Source organism: Streptomyces paromomycinus (assembly GCF_003865155.1).
GTDB classification, from domain to species: domain Bacteria; phylum Actinomycetota; class Actinomycetes; order Streptomycetales; family Streptomycetaceae; genus Streptomyces; species Streptomyces chrestomyceticus.
On sequence record NZ_BHZD01000001.1, the window covers coordinates 1,497,428 to 1,512,932 of the forward strand.

The 15,505-nt window shown below is 72.5% G+C and carries 14 protein-coding genes and 1 pseudogene; 7 read left to right on the forward strand and 8 right to left on the reverse strand.

The window, feature by feature from the left end; translation table 11 throughout:
- Positions 1 to 2: 2 nt before the first annotated feature.
- Positions 3 to 1,037: a methylmalonyl Co-A mutase-associated GTPase MeaB gene (meaB, locus tag OEIGOIKO_RS05765; RefSeq protein ID WP_246177220.1), complete on the forward strand. Its 1,035-nt coding sequence runs from the start codon at positions 3 to 5 to the stop codon at positions 1,035 to 1,037.
- 15 nt (positions 1,038 to 1,052) lie between these two features.
- Here meaB and OEIGOIKO_RS05770 read toward each other — a convergent pair whose 3' ends face one another.
- The 4 genes from OEIGOIKO_RS05770 to OEIGOIKO_RS05785 are packed head-to-tail and all read right to left on the reverse strand — an operon-like array spanning position 1,053 to position 4,253.
- Positions 1,053 to 1,427 carry a VOC family protein gene (locus tag OEIGOIKO_RS05770; protein ID WP_125052447.1) on the reverse strand — a complete coding sequence of 125 codons (375 nt, stop codon included), beginning with the start codon at positions 1,425 to 1,427 and terminating at the stop codon, positions 1,053 to 1,055.
- A 57-nt stretch (positions 1,428 to 1,484) separates the two neighbouring features.
- Entirely contained in the window at positions 1,485 to 2,378 is an 894-nt protein-coding gene (locus OEIGOIKO_RS05775; protein WP_125052449.1) for a LysR family transcriptional regulator, read from the reverse strand.
- Positions 2,379 to 2,391: 13 nt separating this feature from the next.
- Positions 2,392 to 3,207 carry an SDR family NAD(P)-dependent oxidoreductase gene (locus tag OEIGOIKO_RS05780; RefSeq protein WP_125052451.1) on the reverse strand — a complete coding sequence of 272 codons (816 nt, stop codon included), beginning with the start codon at positions 3,205 to 3,207 and terminating at the stop codon, positions 2,392 to 2,394.
- A gap of 20 nt (positions 3,208 to 3,227) precedes the next feature.
- On the reverse strand, positions 3,228 to 4,253 hold the full coding sequence (locus OEIGOIKO_RS05785) for a multicopper oxidase domain-containing protein (protein ID WP_125052453.1): 1,026 nt from the start codon (positions 4,251 to 4,253) through the stop codon (positions 3,228 to 3,230).
- Positions 4,254 to 4,508: 255 nt separating this feature from the next.
- On the opposite strand from OEIGOIKO_RS05785, the gene OEIGOIKO_RS05790 reads away from it, so the two are divergent.
- Positions 4,509 to 6,998 (forward strand): ThuA domain-containing protein, encoded by a 2,490-nt coding sequence (locus tag OEIGOIKO_RS05790; protein ID WP_125052455.1) that lies wholly within the window; start codon positions 4,509 to 4,511, stop codon positions 6,996 to 6,998.
- The gene (locus tag OEIGOIKO_RS05795; RefSeq protein WP_246177221.1) at positions 6,995 to 8,914 is read left to right on the forward strand and encodes an OmpL47-type beta-barrel domain-containing protein; all 1,920 of its coding nucleotides are present in this window, start codon (positions 6,995 to 6,997) and stop codon (positions 8,912 to 8,914) included. Before OEIGOIKO_RS05790 ends, OEIGOIKO_RS05795 begins: the two co-directional genes overlap by 4 nt.
- 59 nt (positions 8,915 to 8,973) lie before the next feature.
- On the opposite strand, the gene OEIGOIKO_RS05800 is transcribed toward OEIGOIKO_RS05795, so the two are convergent.
- Together OEIGOIKO_RS05800 and OEIGOIKO_RS05805 are read right to left on the reverse strand one after the other, a co-directional pair.
- Positions 8,974 to 9,489 carry a lytic polysaccharide monooxygenase auxiliary activity family 9 protein gene (locus OEIGOIKO_RS05800; RefSeq protein WP_125052457.1) on the reverse strand — a complete coding sequence of 172 codons (516 nt, stop codon included), beginning with the start codon at positions 9,487 to 9,489 and terminating at the stop codon, positions 8,974 to 8,976.
- A 313-nt stretch (positions 9,490 to 9,802) separates the two neighbouring features.
- Positions 9,803 to 10,264 carry an SCP2 sterol-binding domain-containing protein gene (locus OEIGOIKO_RS05805; RefSeq protein WP_246177222.1) on the reverse strand — a complete coding sequence of 154 codons (462 nt, stop codon included), beginning with the start codon at positions 10,262 to 10,264 and terminating at the stop codon, positions 9,803 to 9,805.
- Between the two features lie 318 nt (positions 10,265 to 10,582).
- Between OEIGOIKO_RS05805 and OEIGOIKO_RS05810 the strand changes: the two genes are divergently transcribed.
- Positions 10,583 to 11,086 (forward strand): hypothetical protein, encoded by a 504-nt coding sequence (locus OEIGOIKO_RS05810; RefSeq protein ID WP_125052458.1) that lies wholly within the window; start codon positions 10,583 to 10,585, stop codon positions 11,084 to 11,086.
- Between the two features lie 25 nt (positions 11,087 to 11,111).
- Here the strand turns inward: OEIGOIKO_RS05810 and OEIGOIKO_RS42515 are convergent.
- Positions 11,112 to 11,198, reverse strand: a pseudogene (locus tag OEIGOIKO_RS42515) (serine/threonine protein kinase); the annotation flags it as partial.
- Positions 11,199 to 11,316: 118 nt separating this feature from the next.
- Positions 11,317 to 12,408 (reverse strand): NAD(P)-dependent alcohol dehydrogenase, encoded by a 1,092-nt coding sequence (locus tag OEIGOIKO_RS05820; protein WP_125052460.1) that lies wholly within the window; start codon positions 12,406 to 12,408, stop codon positions 11,317 to 11,319.
- A 144-nt stretch (positions 12,409 to 12,552) separates the two neighbouring features.
- Between OEIGOIKO_RS05820 and OEIGOIKO_RS05825 the strand changes: the two genes are divergently transcribed.
- From OEIGOIKO_RS05825 to OEIGOIKO_RS05835, 3 genes are all read left to right on the forward strand, one after another.
- Entirely contained in the window at positions 12,553 to 12,912 is a 360-nt protein-coding gene (locus OEIGOIKO_RS05825; RefSeq protein WP_246177223.1) for a cupin domain-containing protein, read from the forward strand.
- A 167-nt stretch (positions 12,913 to 13,079) separates the two neighbouring features.
- Positions 13,080 to 13,385 (forward strand): putative quinol monooxygenase, encoded by a 306-nt coding sequence (locus tag OEIGOIKO_RS05830; RefSeq protein ID WP_031002428.1) that lies wholly within the window; start codon positions 13,080 to 13,082, stop codon positions 13,383 to 13,385.
- Between the two features lie 441 nt (positions 13,386 to 13,826).
- Positions 13,827 to 15,398, forward strand: coding sequence for an AMP-binding protein (locus tag OEIGOIKO_RS05835; protein WP_125052462.1), 1,572 nt, complete (start codon positions 13,827 to 13,829; stop codon positions 15,396 to 15,398).
- Positions 15,399 to 15,505: the final 107 nt, after the last annotated feature.

Sequence of the window (15,505 nt, forward strand, 5' to 3'; positions counted from 1 at the left end):
CGTTGACGCCTGACACACCCCGGCCCCGCACGGCCCGCAAGCGACCGACGATCGACATCGACCAGTACGCGGCGGGCGTGCGCGAGGGCTCCCGGGCCTGGATCGCGCGCGCCATCACACTGGTGGAGTCCACCCGGGCCGACCACCGGGCGCTGGCGCAGCGGCTGCTGGTCGAGCTGCTGCCGTACTCCGGCACGGCCCGGCGGGTCGGCATCAGCGGGGTGCCCGGAGTCGGCAAGTCGACGTTCATCGACGCGCTGGGCACCCAGCTGACGGGGGCCGGGCACCGGGTCGCCGTCCTGGCCGTCGACCCGTCGTCCAGCCGGACCGGCGGCTCCATCCTGGGCGACAAGACACGCATGGAGCGGCTGGCCGCCGACCCGGCGGCGTTCGTGCGCCCCTCCCCCACCTCGGGCACGCTCGGCGGAGTGGCGCGGGCGACGCGGGAGTCCGTCGTCGTCATGGAGGCCGCCGGCTACGACGTGGTGCTCGTCGAGACGGTGGGCGTCGGCCAGTCCGAGACCGCCGTCGCCAACATGGTCGACACGTTCCTGCTGCTCACCCTCGCCCGCACCGGCGACCAGCTCCAGGGCATCAAGAAGGGCGTACTGGAACTGGCCGACCTGGTGTCGGTCAACAAGGCGGACGGGCCGCACGAGCGCGACGCGAAGTCGGCGGCCCGTGAACTGTCCGGCGCGCTGCGCCTGCTCCAGCCCCCGGACGCCGCCTGGACCCCGCCGGTCCTGACGTGCAGCGCCCGCGAGGGCACCGGCCTGGACACCGTGTGGGACCGCGTCGAACAGCACCGCAAGCTGCTGGAGTCCACCGGTGCGCTCGCGGAGAAGCGGCGTGACCAGCAGGTCGACTGGACCTGGTCGATGGTCCGCGAGCAGCTGCTGAACCGGCTCCGGGACCACCCGGGCGTCCGGGACGTGGCGCCGGAGGTGGAGCGGGAGGTACGGTCCGGCACGCTGACGGCGACGCTCGCGGCGGAGCGGATTCTCCAGGCGTTCGGGATGCCGGGCGGCGAACTGTAGCGTCCGCTTCCGGGCTCACGCCGGGGACATCACCTCGTACAGGTTCCCGGCGTCGTCCTTGAAGAACAGGCCGCGCGGGCACAGCGGATGGTCGGTGCGGCCGTTGTCCGGGTGGGCGGGCTCGCTGCCGTAGGGCACCCCGGCCGCCCGGATGCGGGCGAGGATCGCGTCGAAGGTGTCCGGGTCGACGTCGAAGGCGAGGTGGTGGCCCTCGGGCTCCGGCACCGCCATGAAGTCGAGCGTCAGCTGGTCGTTGACGCGTACGGGGGCGAAGTGCCCGTGGCGGCCGGCCGGCGGCAGTTCCTCCAGCCCCATGACCGAGGCGAAGAACCGGGCCGCCGCGCGGTGATCGGCGGCGGGCACGATGGTGTGGTTGAGAGTGACGGGCACGGGTGCTCCCCCGAGGGTCGACGAGGCGACCACCGTACGGAGTGAGTACTCACTCCGTCAATGGTCCGCCCGGCCCCGCCGTGCGAAGTGTGCGACGGCTGCCGCCGCGAAGTGCCTTTCCGCCGTGGAGACATAGGTGTCCGCGCGCCGCACCAGGCTGAGGGTGCGGCGGCAGTCCGGGGCGTCCAGGCGCAGCCAGTGGACGGGCGCTTCGGCCGTCTCGTTGCGGGCGAGCGCCGGGATGAGTCCGATGCCCAGCCCGGCGCCGATCAGGAACTGCGTCGCGGCCGGCTCGTCACCCTCGCAGGTGACGACGGGGGTACGGCCGGCCGCGGCGAACAGCCGGTCCAGCAGCTCGCGTTGCCAGTGTCCGGCGCGCGTGGTGACGAACGGCTCGTCCATGACGTCCTCCAGCCGGACCCGCCCCCGCCCGGCCAGCGGATGCCCGACCGGGACGGCCAGCAGCACGTCCTCCTCCATCAGCACCACCGAACGCAGCCCGGCCCCGCGTAACGGCTGCGAGGCGACGCAGAAGTCGACCTCACGCGCCGCCAGCTGACGCCGCATCACCTCAGCGGTCGACTGGCGCAGACGTATCTCGACACCGGGGTGCGCGGCCCGGAAGGCCGAGAGCAGCGAGGAGAGCGTCAGCAGCGTCTCGGCGGCGACCGCGACCCGCCCCTGGTCCAGGCCCGCCGCATCGGCCAGCTCACGCCGCGCGTCGTCCAGTTCGCCGAGCGCCCGCTCGACGCGGCGCAGGAAGGCCGCGCCGTACCGGTTGAGGCGGACCGAGCGCCCCTGCCGGTCGAAGAGCAGCACCCCGAGGCCGGCCTCCAGCCGGGCGATCGTCCGGCTCACCGCGGGCTGCGCGACCCGCAGTTCGGCGGCGGCCCGGCTGATGTGCTCGTGCCGGGCCACCACCTGGAACGTCCGCAGGGCCGGCAGGTCCACTCCGCTCTCCCGCTCAGATCGTCAGGCCGCCGTCGACGGGCAGGATCGCGCCCGTCACGTACGAGGCCCGGTCGCTGAGCAGCCAGGCGGCGGCCTGTGCCACCTCGTCGGGGGCGGCCGCGCGGCGCAGCGGGGTACGGGCCGTGAGCCGGTCGACGACGTCCGGTTCGCGGGCGGCCCAGTCCTCGATCATGGCGGTCATGGTGGTGCCGGGGGCGACGGCGTTGACGCGGATGCCCTGCGGACCGTACTCGACGGCGGCGGTCTGGGTGAGGCTGTTGACGGCCCGTTTGGAGGCGCCGTACAGACTCATCCCGGCGGACGGCTTCAGGCTGCCGACGCTGCTGTTGTTCACGATGGCGCCGCCGCCCGCGGTGGCGGTGATCGCCCGTATCTCGGCGGCCATCGCCAGCCAGACACCCCGGTGGTTGACTGCGGTGATCCGGTCGAACTCCTCGACGGGGATCTCCGCGAGCGGGGCGTGTCCGATGCCCATGCCCGCGTTGTTGAACGCGCCGTCCAGGCGGCCGTGGCGCTCCACCGCCGTGTCCACCGCCCGCTGTACGGCGGCCGGGTCCGCCAGGTCCGCGACGACGTGGTCGGCGGTGCCGCCCGCGGCCCGTACCTCCTCGGTCACCGCGGCCAGCTCCGGCCCGGTCCGCGCGGTCAGTACGACCGCGGCCCCCTCCCGCGCGAACAGCCGTGCCGCGGCGGCGCCGATGCCGCGTCCCGCGCCGGTGATCAGCAGGACCTTGCCGTCCAGCAGTCCGCCGCCGGCCGCGCCGCGTTCCGGCCCCGTCCCCGCACCCGTGCCCGTCGTCTCCGTCATGTCGATCATTGTGCAGGAGGCTACGGCGGCGCCTCGCCGTGGCCTCCGTGCCCGGCCTGGCCACCGTGCCCGTCGTGGCCGGGAACCGTCCCGTCCGGCTTGGCGATCAGGAGGAGTCCGGCCATGCCCATGTCGGAGTGGCTCTGGACGTGGCAGTGGTACATCCACGCGCCGGCGCCCACGCCCTCGCCCGCCAGGAACTGGAAGCCGAAGGAGTCGGCCGGGCCGGTGATCTTGTTGTCGACGACCCGGCTGGGGTCGTCCGGGCCTTCCAGGATGCCGGTGCGGTTGTCCGCCCAGCGGTGACCGTGCACGTGGAAGGTGTGGTAGTACTCGCCGTGGGTGATCGAGATGATCTCGACGCGCTCCCCCACCGTGGCCCGGAAGTCCGGCCCTTTCGGCAGGTTGTTGATCGTCATGTCGTTGAAGACGATGGTGAACTGCCGGTCGGGCAGCGGGTCGCCGACGCGCCGTACGACCACCGGCCCGTACAGGCCCCGGCGGATGCCGCCCGTCCCGTGCTCGGTGCCCACGACATGGTCGTGGTAGTGCCAGTAGCCCGCGCTGCCCGGCCGCCAGGTGCCGTCCGCGCGCCGGCCGGGGGCGTGGGTGCGCCAGGTGTACGTACGGGTGGCGCCCGGTTCCAGGTGGCTGCGGTTCATCCGGGTGCCGTCGCCGGCCACGTCGTAGTCCAGGCCGTGGACGTGCAGACTGGCCGCGGTCTTCAGGGTGTTCTCGCACTCGATGTGCAGCGTGTCGCCCTCGACCAGCTCGATCACCGGGCCCGGTATGGTCGCCTTCCCCTTCTCCAGGCCGTAGCCGAGCTGTCCGCCCGGCAGTTCCTCGATGTAGAGCTTGAGGTGCCTGACCGCGCCCGCGGCGACCGCGGTGCGGCCGGTTCGCGCCGGACGCCCGGCGGCCGCGGCCCGGGTCGCGGCCGGAGCCACGGCCGGGGCCGCCGCCGTGCCGAGCGCGGCGACGGCGGCGCCTCCGGCCAGGAGACGGCGGTTGAAACGGCGCCTGGGGACGTCGAGTTCCTCGGTCATCGTGCTCCCACGGCAGGAGGGGACGGGGCGGGGCGGCGGAGCGGGGCGCAGGGAATGCCAGGGACGGTAGCCGTACGGGCCTTGTTTATCCACACTCAGGACAAAGTTGGACGGGTCGCGGTCATAGCTCTTGGCGAGTCACCGAAAGGGGTCTAGCTTCATCGGCTGCTGCTGTCCGTGGCCACAGAGGGCCACAGAGGGGTGGGTGCACCCGTGCGACGATTCCGGCACCACTTACCACGGCCGCTTCGCGCGATGCCGCGCACCGGCCGCCACCGACCGCCGAAGAAGCGGCCGCGTTCCGGGCGGTCCGCCGACCTCCCCGCGCTGGTGCTGGCCGTGACGGCCGCCCTGCTCGGCGGCGCGCCGGCGAACGCCTCCGGGCCGGGTGCCGGGCTGCGGCTGCCCACCCCGCCGGGCGGTGAGAACGTCCGCGTCCTGGTCTTCCACGCCTCGGCGGGCGCGGAACCGCCCACCGTCGACGCGGGGATCGAGGCCGTCGAGCGCATCGGCCGCCAGGGTCCGCCCGCCGAGCACTTCGCGGTCGACGCGACCGACGACGCTTCGGTCTTCACCGACCCGCGCCTCGGGACGTACAACGCGGTCGTCTTCCTGACCGGCGGCGGTGACCTGCTCGACCCCGAGCAGGAGGCGGGCCTGGAGAGTTACCTGGAGGCCGGGGGCGGGTTCGTCGGCATCCATGACGCGGCCCGCGCCGAGCCGTACTCGGACTGGTTCACCGGCCTGATCGGTGCCCGGCCCGCGGCCACCGTGCCGGGCACGGCACAGCGGGCCGTCGTGGAGACCGGCGACCGCCGCCATCCGGCCACCCGCGACCTTCCCGTCGAGTGGAAGCGCCCGGACAAGTGGCTCAACTGGGCGACCAGCCCCAGTGGTTCGGTGCACACCGTGGCCCGGGTACGGGAGAACACCTATCGGCCCGGACCTGGCGCCAACGGCTGGGACCACCCCATCTCCTGGTGCCGCGACTACGACGGCGGCAGGTCGTTCTACACCGGTATGGGCGGCACGCCGGACAGCTTCCGTGAGGCCGACTTCCGTACGCATCTGCGCGGCGCGCTGCTGTGGACCACCCGGCTGGCCCGCGCCGACTGCCAGGCCACCATCGCCTCGCACTACAAGGCCGAGCGCCTGACCGCCCCCAACCAGCCGGGCACGTCGGACCAGATCGGCGAACCGCACGGCCTGGTGACCGCCAAGGACGGCCGGGTCTTCTACATCGGCCGCGGCGGCGGTGACGCGAGCGCCCCGGTCGTCACCGACTGGAACGACCCGGATGTCGGCAAGGGCGAGGGCACCGTCCACGTCTGGGACCCGAAGACCGGCAAGGCCGCCCTGGCCGGCACGGTGTCCGTCTTCGGCAACAAGGGCGGCGGCGACGAGCTCGTCAAGAACGAGGAAGGGCTGCTGGGCATCGAGCTGGACCCGGCCTTCCTCACCAACGGCTGGGTCTATGTGCACTACACCCCGCACTCCGGCGTGGACCGGACCACACGCATGGCCGAGCGCCGCGTCTCCCGCTTCACGCTGAATCCCCGTACGGACAAGCTGAACCCGGCCTCGGAGAAGGTCCTGCTGAAGTGGCCGGTGCAGGTGCACAGCTGCTGCCACGCGGGCGGCGGCATGGCCTGGGATTCCAAGAACAACCTGTACATCGCCACGGGGGACAACAACTCCTCGCGCTTCAGTGACGGTTACTCGGGCAACAACCCGCAGCCCGTCTACAAGGGCGTCGCCTTCGCCGACGCGCGGCGCACCGCCGGCAACACCAACAACCTCAACGGCAAGATCCTGCGCATCCACCCCGAGCCGGACGGCACGTACACCCTGCCGGAAGGCAATCTCTTCACCGGCAAGGAGCCGGACGAGGGCGGCGGCAAGACCCGCGGCGAGATCTACGTGATGGGCGTACGCAACCCCTCCCGCATCTCGGTCGACAAGAAGACCGACACGCTGTACGCGGGCTGGGTCGGACCGGACGCGACCGAGCCCAGCACCACCTGGGGCCCGGCGAAGTACGACACGTTCGCCGCGATCACCCACGCGGGCAACCGCGGCTGGCCGTACTGCATGGGCAACAACCAGCCCTACCGCGACCGCAATCTGCCCGACCCGTCGAAGCCGCTGGGCTGGTACGACTGCAAGCACCTCAAGAACGAGTCGCCGCACAACGACGGCCTGGTATCCATCCCGCCCGCCGAACCCAACAACGTCTGGTACGCGCCGCAGGGCGGCGGCCCCGACTTCCCGCGTGACGCCCAAGGCGTCCCCAGCTACAGGCTGTCCGAGCAGAAGCTGCTGCTCCCCTGGCTCAAGGGCGGCGGCCAGGCCGCGATGGACGGCCCGGTCCACCGCCACGACGCGGCCGCCACCGGCCAGGGCGCCTGGCCCGCCTACTGGGACGGCAAGTGGTTCGTCGGCGACTTCTACGACGGCGACCAGCCCCGGCACGCCCTGGTGATGGACCCGCGGACGGCGGGTTCCGGCGGCCTGCCCGCGCACGCGGAGAGCCTGGACAAGATCGTGCCGGTCGGCGTGAACGGCATCCGCAACCTCATGGGCTGGACGTTCGGCCCCGACGGCGCGCTGTACGTCCTGGACTACGGGCGCGGCTTCTTCACCTCGGACGCCAAGTCCGCACTGTGGCGGGTGACCTACACGGGCGGCGAGCCCACCCCGCGTGCCACGGAGCTGGCCCGCCCTGGACGGGAGGCGGGACGATGACTCCACGGCGCAGCTGGACGGTGCTGCTGACCGCGCTGCTGATGCTCGTCGGCCTGACGGTCACGGCAGCACACGGCCGTCCGCCCGCAAGGCCGACGGCTCCCGAGCCCCCGGCGGCGCAGCAGACCCTGACCTGGACCGCGGGCGACGACATCACCAAGTACACCACCGCCCCCACCACCGCCGTGGCCGGCCGGACCACCATCGTCTTCGAGAACAGCACGGCCACCGGCAACACCATGGGCATGCCGCACACCCTGACCTTCGACGTCTCCGACCCGCGGTACAACAACGACGTGCAGCTCAACATCATGGCCAACCCGGGCGACGCGCAGGGCGGCAAGTACACCACCGAGGTCACCCTGACCCCGGGCACGTACCGCTACCACTGCACCATCCCGGGCCACGAGCAGATGCAGGGCGTCCTGGTCGTCACAGCCGGCGGCGGCCCCGACACCACGCCGCCGGAGACCTCGGCGACGGTGGACGGCGTACGGAACGACGCCGGCGCGTACGTCGGCGGGGCGACCGTCACGGTCGCCGCCTCCGACACCGGGTCCGGCGTCGCCACCGTCGAGTACGCGGTGGGCGGCGGGGCGTTCCAGCCGTACACCGCGCCGGTGCTGTTCCGCGAGCCCGGTACGTACCAGGTCCGCTACCGCGCCACCGACAAGGCCGGCAACACCGCCGCCGAGAAGTCGGCGGGCTTCACGGTCGTGGCGCCGCCCGGTGACACGACACCGCCGCGCACCTCCGCGACGACCGAGGGGCAGCGCAACTCGGACGGCGAGTATCTCGGGCGGGCCACCGTGACGGTCACCGCCGCCGACGACGGGTCCGGCGTCGCGACGATCGAGTACTCGCTCGACGGCGGCCCGTTCCTCGCGTACACGGCGCCCGTCGTCGTGGACCGCACCGGCCGGCACACCGTCGCGCACCGCGCCACCGACCGGGCGGGCAACACGTCCGAGGCGGTACGGGTGTCCTTCACCGTCGCCCCGGGCGGCGGGGTGCCCGCGCCGAGCTGCCCCGAGTGGGACGAGCGGCGCACCGTCGTCGTCGGCACGGTCGACACCGGCGTGCCCAACCGCGTCACCCGCAACCGCTGCACCGTCAACGAACTGATCGAGGACGAGAAGGACTGGTCCTCCCGCGCCCTGTTCCTCAAGCACGTCAGGACGGTCACCGCCGAGCTGCTCGCGGACGGGGTGCTCGACGAGCGCGAGAGCCGGGCCGTCAACGCGGCCGCCGACGCGTCCGGGATCGGCACGCCCGGCCACCACACCGGCTACCGCGACCTGTTCGACGGGACGAAGGCGTCCTTCGACCGCTGGCGACAGGTCGGCGGCGGCGCCTTCGGGCTGACCGCCGACGGCGCGATGACCAGCAGTTCCACGGTGCCGGGCATGGGGATGCTGTGGTTCCCGCGGCGGACGTACGACGACTTCTCGCTGCGGCTGCGGTTCCGCGACGACGCGCCGGGCACCGGCAACGCCAACGGCGGTGTCTTCGTCCGCTTCCCGTCCGTGGACGACCACCCCGAGGAACCCCGGCCGGAGTGGGTGGCGATCAAGTACGGGCACGAGATCCAGATCCTGGACCGGCCGGACGGCGACCTGTACAAGACGGGCTCGGTGTACGGGTTCGACCGGGTCGGGCTCGGCGGCGCGGGCGTCACGCCGAAGGGCACCTGGAACGACTACGAGATCCGGGTGGTGGGCCAGCACTACTCGGTCTTCCGCAACGGTGTGCTGATCAACGAGTTCGACAACACCGGCGGGCAGCAGTTCTTCCCGCCGCGGGCGGACGATCCGGGGACCGACGGGCGCCGGTACGCCGCCGGCTACCTCGGCCTCCAGGTGCACGGGACGGCCGACGTCATCTCGTACCGCGACGTCCGGATCAAGGAGCTGTAAGGCCGCCGGGCGGCCGTGGGCCGGGGTGGCGGGCGCGGGTCCGCCACCCCGGCCTGGCGTCAGCGTATGTTGACGTCGATGCAGGCGTAGAAGGCGTTGGAGGTGTCCGCGACGTTCCAGACGGCGAGGACCTTCTGCTTGCCCTTGATGCCCTGGAAGTTCACGTTGTGCGTGACGGTGGCCGGCGGCTTGGCGCCGTTGTCGTTGATCTCGGCGATCTTGCGTCCGCCGATGAAGTACTGCCAGGTGCTGGTGCGGTGCTGGGCCGTCAGCCGCCAGGTGAACGCCTGGGAGCTGCCGACCGAGGTGGCCTTCCAGCCCTTGCTGTCGTCGTCGAGGTCCCGGAACCGGGCGTTGCCGCCGCTGCAGCTCTTCAGGCCCTTGGGGCCCTCGACGCTCTGCGGCTCCCACTTGATGTCTCCACAGGCGACGGTGCCCGCCGCGCACTGCGCCTGCCGGCTGGCCGGGGCGTTCACATAGCCGTGGGCGCTCGCCGAACTCGCGGGCAGGGTCACGACGAGGAGCGGGGCCAGCGCGGCGCCGACGGCCGTGGCGATCTTCCTCTTCTGGTGCATGTCGACTCCTTCACGGTGGGGGCCCGGCGCGGGACGGACACGTACCGGCGCTGTCGCGCGGTGCGTCCGGTCCGTGCGGGCCCCGCTGGTGGGGGTGGGGTGACGCGAAGGTGTGGTGCCGACGCGCGAGGACCGCGGCCGTCCCGGGTACAGTGCCGACTACCTGGGGAAGGCCGGATTCCCGCTCGCCAATTGGTCTAGACTTTACTGATTGGCAGGCCCCGGTCAAGGGGGCGGACATCAACTCGTACCGCCCCAGGCGTCACTCACGCCCCACCAGCGGATGCCGCCGCACCCCGGCTCCCGCCGTCCCTCACACCTTGGGGATGTCGAAGTACCGGTGCATGTTCGCGGCCAGCCCCAGGTCACCGGCGACCTTGATCTTGCGGGTGAGGACCATCGTCACCGGATTGCCGTTCCCCGACACCAGCCGCAGGAACTCCGCGTCGCCCATGGTCATGGTCAGCCGAGGCGCGTCCGTACCGGCGCCCTGGCGCACCATGCACTCGCCGTCCGCGAGCACGGTCTCCCAGACGGCCTCCCGCTCGCCGGTGATCCGCCAGCGGATCACCGCCCGTACCCCGGCCGCGGCGCCGGGACGCAACTGCCGCCCCATCCGGCCGAAGACCTCACCGAGCACCCGGTCCCGCAGCTCGCCCCGCACCAGCGCGGTGATCTCCTTGGCGGACAGCCCCTTCACGATCCGCGCGAACTCCTCCGGCGTGACGCTCGCGAAGTCGAGCTCGGCCAGCAGCGACCTGACGTCTTGGGCCACGGCACTCTCCTCGTCGCATGAATGTCTCCCTCTGCATGGTGCCCCCGCCGCACCACGCGGCGCCCGCCGGGGCCCGTACCCGGCGCGTCCCGGCTCCCCCACCGGCCACATCCGGCCGCCGGGGCCACGGTTCACGCCGTTCCCGGGGACACCCGGCCGTCGGAGGGTTGGCGGCCCGCCCGCCGGATACCCGTCCACCGCGCGGCGGCGGCCGTCCCGGCGTACCCGCCTCTCCTCCCGCGCAGCACACCCGGCAGCGGCCGCCGCCCGCACGGCGCACCGGCGGGAGGGGGGACATGCCTGAGGAGGAGCGTCACCATGCCCGGAAACCGGACCGTCCGCCGCGCCGCCTTGGCCGCCGCCCTGTCGGCCCTCGCCGTCACCGCGCCCGCCGGATCGAGCGCCACCGCCGCGCCCGCCCCCGCGCCGGCCGGCGACCGGTCCGAGATACCCGCCCGCAGCGGCCGCACCGACTCGGCCGTCGACCGGGTCGCCCACTTCTACGGCAGCTACCTGGACGCCGTGACCGACGACGGACGCAGCGCGCTGGCCCAGGCCCTGCGCGGCCACTACCTCACCCCCGAACTACGGGCCCGGCTGGCGAACTGGGAGCAGCGGGAGCACGCGGACGGCGTGCTGCGCGGCCAGGACACCCCGACGGCCTGGCGCGTCACCTACAACGACAGCGCCATGGGCCGGGCCTGGACCCGGGTCCGCCTCACCTGGGGCGGCCCGGAGCAGCCGCGCTATACGCATCTGCTGGTCACCTCCGACCTGAACACCCTGCGCATCACCGACATCGAGCCGGACACGGGGCAGTAGCGGCCCGGCGCCGAGCAGTGGCCACCCGGCTGAAACGGGACAGCCGCCAGTAGTCCTCGGCGGCGGTGAGCTGCCCGGCCGGCCGCGAGACACCGGGGTCGGACAGCGGCACGTCCAGCGGTATCACGCGCCGCCGCGGCATTCCGTCATGAAAGGGCGGTGGTTCTGGCCGAACTCCGACTCGGGGCAGTCACTCCCGAAGCCCGCACCCCCTCCCCTTCCCGTCGCCCTCAGTCCATCCTGAGGACCGGCTTGACGACCCGCCCCGTCAGCGCGGCCTCGGCAGCGGCCTCGATGTCGGCGAAGCGGAACTCGGTGACGAGTTTTTCCAGCGGAAGCCTGCCCTGCCGGTAGAGGCCGATCAGTTCCGGTACGGTCACCGCCGGTACCGCGTCGCCTTCGGTCACCCCCCGGATCGTGAGGCCCTTGGTCAGCACCGGCATGGTGTCGAACTCCGCCGTGCCGATGCCGACCAGGGCGAGCGTGCCGCGCCTGCGCAGGGCCTGGACCGCTTGCGACACCGCGCCCGGCCGCCCCGTCGTGTCGATGGCGCAGTGCGGTCCGCCGCCGGTCAGTTCACGGAGCGCGGGCACCACCTCGTCCCCGGCGGTGGGGTCGACGACCGCTGTGGCTCCGAGTTCTTCGGCCAGGGCACGGCGCGCGGCGAAGGGTTCGACGGCGACGACGGGGATGTCCGCGGCGACGGCCGCCATGACCGCGCTCAGGCCGACGCCGCCGGCGCCGAAGACGGCCAGGGTGGCGCCCGCCGCCGGACGCAGCACGGCGCGGACCGTACCGACGCCGGTCTGGACGCTGCATCCCAGCGGAGCGACGACGGCAGCGGGAAGGTCCTCGGGCACCTTGACGGTGTTGCTCTCCGTGGTGAGGCAGTGGGAGGCGAAGGCGGACTGGCCGAAGAAACTGCCGTAGACCGGGGTACCGTCCGTACGGGAGAGCGGGGTGCTGCCGTCGGGGCGGGTTCCGGCGGCGTTGAGGAGCGCGGAGTGCTCGCAGTAGGCGGGCTCTCCCGCCGAGCACTGCCCGCAGGCACGGCAACTCCGGTACGTCAGGCACACGGTGTCACCGGGGGCGAGGGTGGACACCGCGTCGCCCACCGCCTCGACGACTCCGGTGCCCTCGTGCCCGAAGACCATGGGCAGCCGCCCGGGAGGCCAGACCTGTCGCATGGCGAGGTCGGTGTGGCAGATGCCGGCGGCCGTCATCCGTACCAGGATCTCGTCCGCCCTCGGCTCTTCCAGTTCGGCTTCGTGGACGGTGAAGGGGCCGCCGGGCGTTTCGGCCAGTGCTGCTCGTATGCGCATGGGATCTTCCTAGCGGTCTTGGGCCGCCATGCTCAAGACTGTTCCGTCCGGCGCCGTCGGCATCCACGAGCGGCCGCGCGCCCGGCCGGTCCGTGACGACGCCAGGAAGACGACCGAAAGACGACAGGAAGAGGGCTGAACATCGTGGCGAAGCGGCCGGAACCGATGTACGGCCGTCCCTTCTACTTCCAGCGGTGGCTGGACGGCCATCGTGGCCTGCTGGAACCGCCGGTGGGAAACGCCCAGTTGCAGGAGGAGTCCGGACTGATGGTCACCGTCGTCGGCGGGCCCGACCAGCGCACCGACTTCCATGACGATCCGATCGAGGAGTTCTTCCACCAGATACGCGGCAGCATGGTGCTGCGGATCATGGAGGAGGAGGGCCGCCCGCCGCGGGGCGTCCGGTTCTACGGCGGTGACCGCCGCTGCCCGCACTGCGGCGCCGTCCACCCGGGCCGGGAGCGGCCGGCCGGGCTGCGCCCCCGCACGCGCGCCGCCACCTGACACCTGCGGCCCGACTCCCGCGTCCCGGCGGGCAGGGCCGGACGGGGAGCCGGGCCCGCCGAACCCGGCCGACGCGACGCGTTCCGCTTCCTGACCAGGCGTTACGGCTCCGGCCCCGCGGTGGGATAGGTTCGTCCGACATTCCGTTCGCCCTGGAGGTCGCAGGTATGCCCGTCGTTGTCGCCACGGTCAGGACGAAGCCCGGCGAGCTGGAGACGGCGCTCGACGTCTTCCGCTCGCACGCGCCCGCCGTCCATGAGGAGGACGGCTGTCTGCTGTACGCGGTCCACGCGGGAGAGGACCGGGTGGTGGTCGTGGAGAACTGGGCGGACGGTGCCGCGCTGGACGCCCACTCCCGGGGTGCCGCGCTCGCCGGGATCGCCGCCGGGGTGAGCGGCCTGCTCGCCGCGCCGATGGACGTCGCCGTCCTGGACGCCGTCCCGATGGGCGACCCGGGCAAATCCACGCTTTAGGCACATCGCACGGAGCGCCCCCCGTAAAAGGAAGGCAAACACTCCGTCAATTTGCCGTCAGTACGGAGTCCGTCATTTCGGACGTTATGTTTTTCGCTGAGCGGCCGTCGCCTCCGCGTGCACGGCCGCTCGCGCCCGCATACCGCCCGAGCGGCCGCGCCCCCTGTTGACCGGCCATTCTCGTGACACCCTCCGACTTCCCGCGGCACCGGCCTGACCTGCCACTTCGTACGGCCGAAAAGAAACCGGGGGCGAGCCGCCACCGCCGCGGACACCCCCGCACGAAACGACCGGTTGGCCGAATGTCCGCGCCTCGGTAAAAGGCCCGCCAACGCGCGTTCGCATCGACTTGGAACCCTTGATCGGCGACCGTTAGCATGGAAATGGTTGTCCGGGGCAACTAACTATCCGTCGTGCCCCGGAATCAAGGAGGAATCACCTATGCCCGACACCGCGCACGACTTCCGCACCTACGTGGAGGAGAACCTCGACGCCCTGGGGACCGACCCCGGGCGCGTGGCGCTGGTGCACCAAGGGCGACGCGTCACCGCGGGTGAGTTCCGCGCCCTCGTCCACCGCACGGCCCGCGCGATGCGGGGTCAGGGCATCGACCGCGGTCAGACCGTCACGCTGCTCAGCGGCAACCTGCCCGAGACCATCGCCGCCCGCTACGCCGCCAACCTCATCGGCTGCCGGGTCAACCACCTCTACAACAAGCTCTCCGCCGACGTGCAGGCCACCATCGTCAAGGACGTGGAGACCGGTGCCCTGATCGTCGACCCGCGCTTCGACGACCGCGCCGCCGAGCTGACCGCGCTGGCGCCGGTGGCGACCGTACTGACCCTGGGCCCCGCGAAGTTGGGCACCGACCTGCTGGAACTGGCCGCCGCCGAGAGCGACGAGCCGTTCCCGAGCCTCGCCCAGCCCGACGACATCTGCACCATCCGTCACACCGGCGGCACCACCGGCCACCCCAAGGGCATCTGCACCACCTACGGACAGGTCCGTTCCTTCGTCGCCGACAACGACGAGGACGCCGGCGACGCCAAGGTGATCTGGGAGCGCCCCTCCGACGAGGAGGCGGCCCGCCTCCTGGTGTGCACCACCCTGGCGCACGCGGGCGGCATGATGGCCGACGTCACCCTGCGCGAGGGCGGCCTGGTCGTGCTCCACGAGGACTTCGAGCCCGGTGAGGTGCTCGCCGCCGTCGAGCGGGAGCGCATCACCCACCTGTTCCTGCTGCCGCCGCTGCTCTACCAGCTCACCGACCACCCGGCCGCGGCCACCACCGACACCTCCAGCCTGCGCTGCCTGACCTACGGCGGCTGCCAGTCCTCGCCCGCCCGCATCGCCGACGCGATCCGGCGCTTCGGCCCGGTGCTGGTGCAGTTCTACGGCCAGAACGAGGCTGGCGGGATCAGCGTGCTCCCCGCCGAGGAGCACGACCCGGACAACCTGGAGCGGCTGCGGTCGGCCGGCCGCATCCTGCCCAACGTCGAGGTGGCGGTCCGCGACGAGAACGGCCGCGACCTGCCGCGCGGCGAGCACGGCGAGATATGCATCCGCTCGTCCAGCATCATGCAGGGCTACTGGAAGCAGCCGGAGCTGACCGCCGAGGTGCTCCGCGACGGCTGGCTGCACACCGGCGACATCGGTTTCCTGGACGACGAGAACTACCTGACCATCGTCGACCGGATCAAGGACATGATCGTCGTGGTGGGCGGCCATGTGTACACCACCGAGCTGGAGGACCTCCTCAACACCCACCCGCAGGTCGCGCAGAGCGCCGTCTTCGGCGTGCGCGACGCGGACCGGATGGAACAGGTGTACGCGGCCGTGGTGCCCGCCGCCGGTGAGAGCGTCGACGAGGACAGCCTGCGCACGCTGGTGCGCGAGGCGCGCGGCGCGATGTACGAGCCGGCCCGGATCGAGTTCGTCGGCTCGCTGCCGCTGACCGACGCCGGGAAGCCGGACAAGAAGAAGCTGCGCGAGCTGGCCACGACGGCCGCCTGACCCTCGCACGGCCGCGACCGGCCCCCGTCTCTCCGGAGGCGGGGGCCGGCTCCGCGTACGGAGTCCGCCGCCCCGCCCGGGGACCGTCCGGCGCGCCCTGCCGGGGC

Coding starts and splice junctions, on each gene's coding strand:
- OEIGOIKO_RS05780 (WP_125052451.1), bottom strand. CDS start 3,207: ATGACGGAGACGACGGGCACGGGTGCGGGGACGGGGCCGGAACGCGGC.
- OEIGOIKO_RS05785 (WP_125052453.1), bottom strand. CDS start 4,253: ATGACCGAGGAACTCGACGTCCCCAGGCGCCGTTTCAACCGCCGTCTC.
- OEIGOIKO_RS05790 (WP_125052455.1), top strand. CDS start 4,509: ATGCCGCGCACCGGCCGCCACCGACCGCCGAAGAAGCGGCCGCGTTCC.
- OEIGOIKO_RS05795 (WP_246177221.1), top strand. CDS start 6,995: ATGACTCCACGGCGCAGCTGGACGGTGCTGCTGACCGCGCTGCTGATG.
- OEIGOIKO_RS05800 (WP_125052457.1), bottom strand. CDS start 9,489: ATGCACCAGAAGAGGAAGATCGCCACGGCCGTCGGCGCCGCGCTGGCC.
- OEIGOIKO_RS05810 (WP_125052458.1), top strand. CDS start 10,583: ATGCCCGGAAACCGGACCGTCCGCCGCGCCGCCTTGGCCGCCGCCCTG.
- OEIGOIKO_RS05820 (WP_125052460.1), bottom strand. CDS start 12,408: ATGCGCATACGAGCAGCACTGGCCGAAACGCCCGGCGGCCCCTTCACC.
- OEIGOIKO_RS05830 (WP_031002428.1), top strand. CDS start 13,080: ATGCCCGTCGTTGTCGCCACGGTCAGGACGAAGCCCGGCGAGCTGGAG.
- OEIGOIKO_RS05835 (WP_125052462.1), top strand. CDS start 13,827: ATGCCCGACACCGCGCACGACTTCCGCACCTACGTGGAGGAGAACCTC.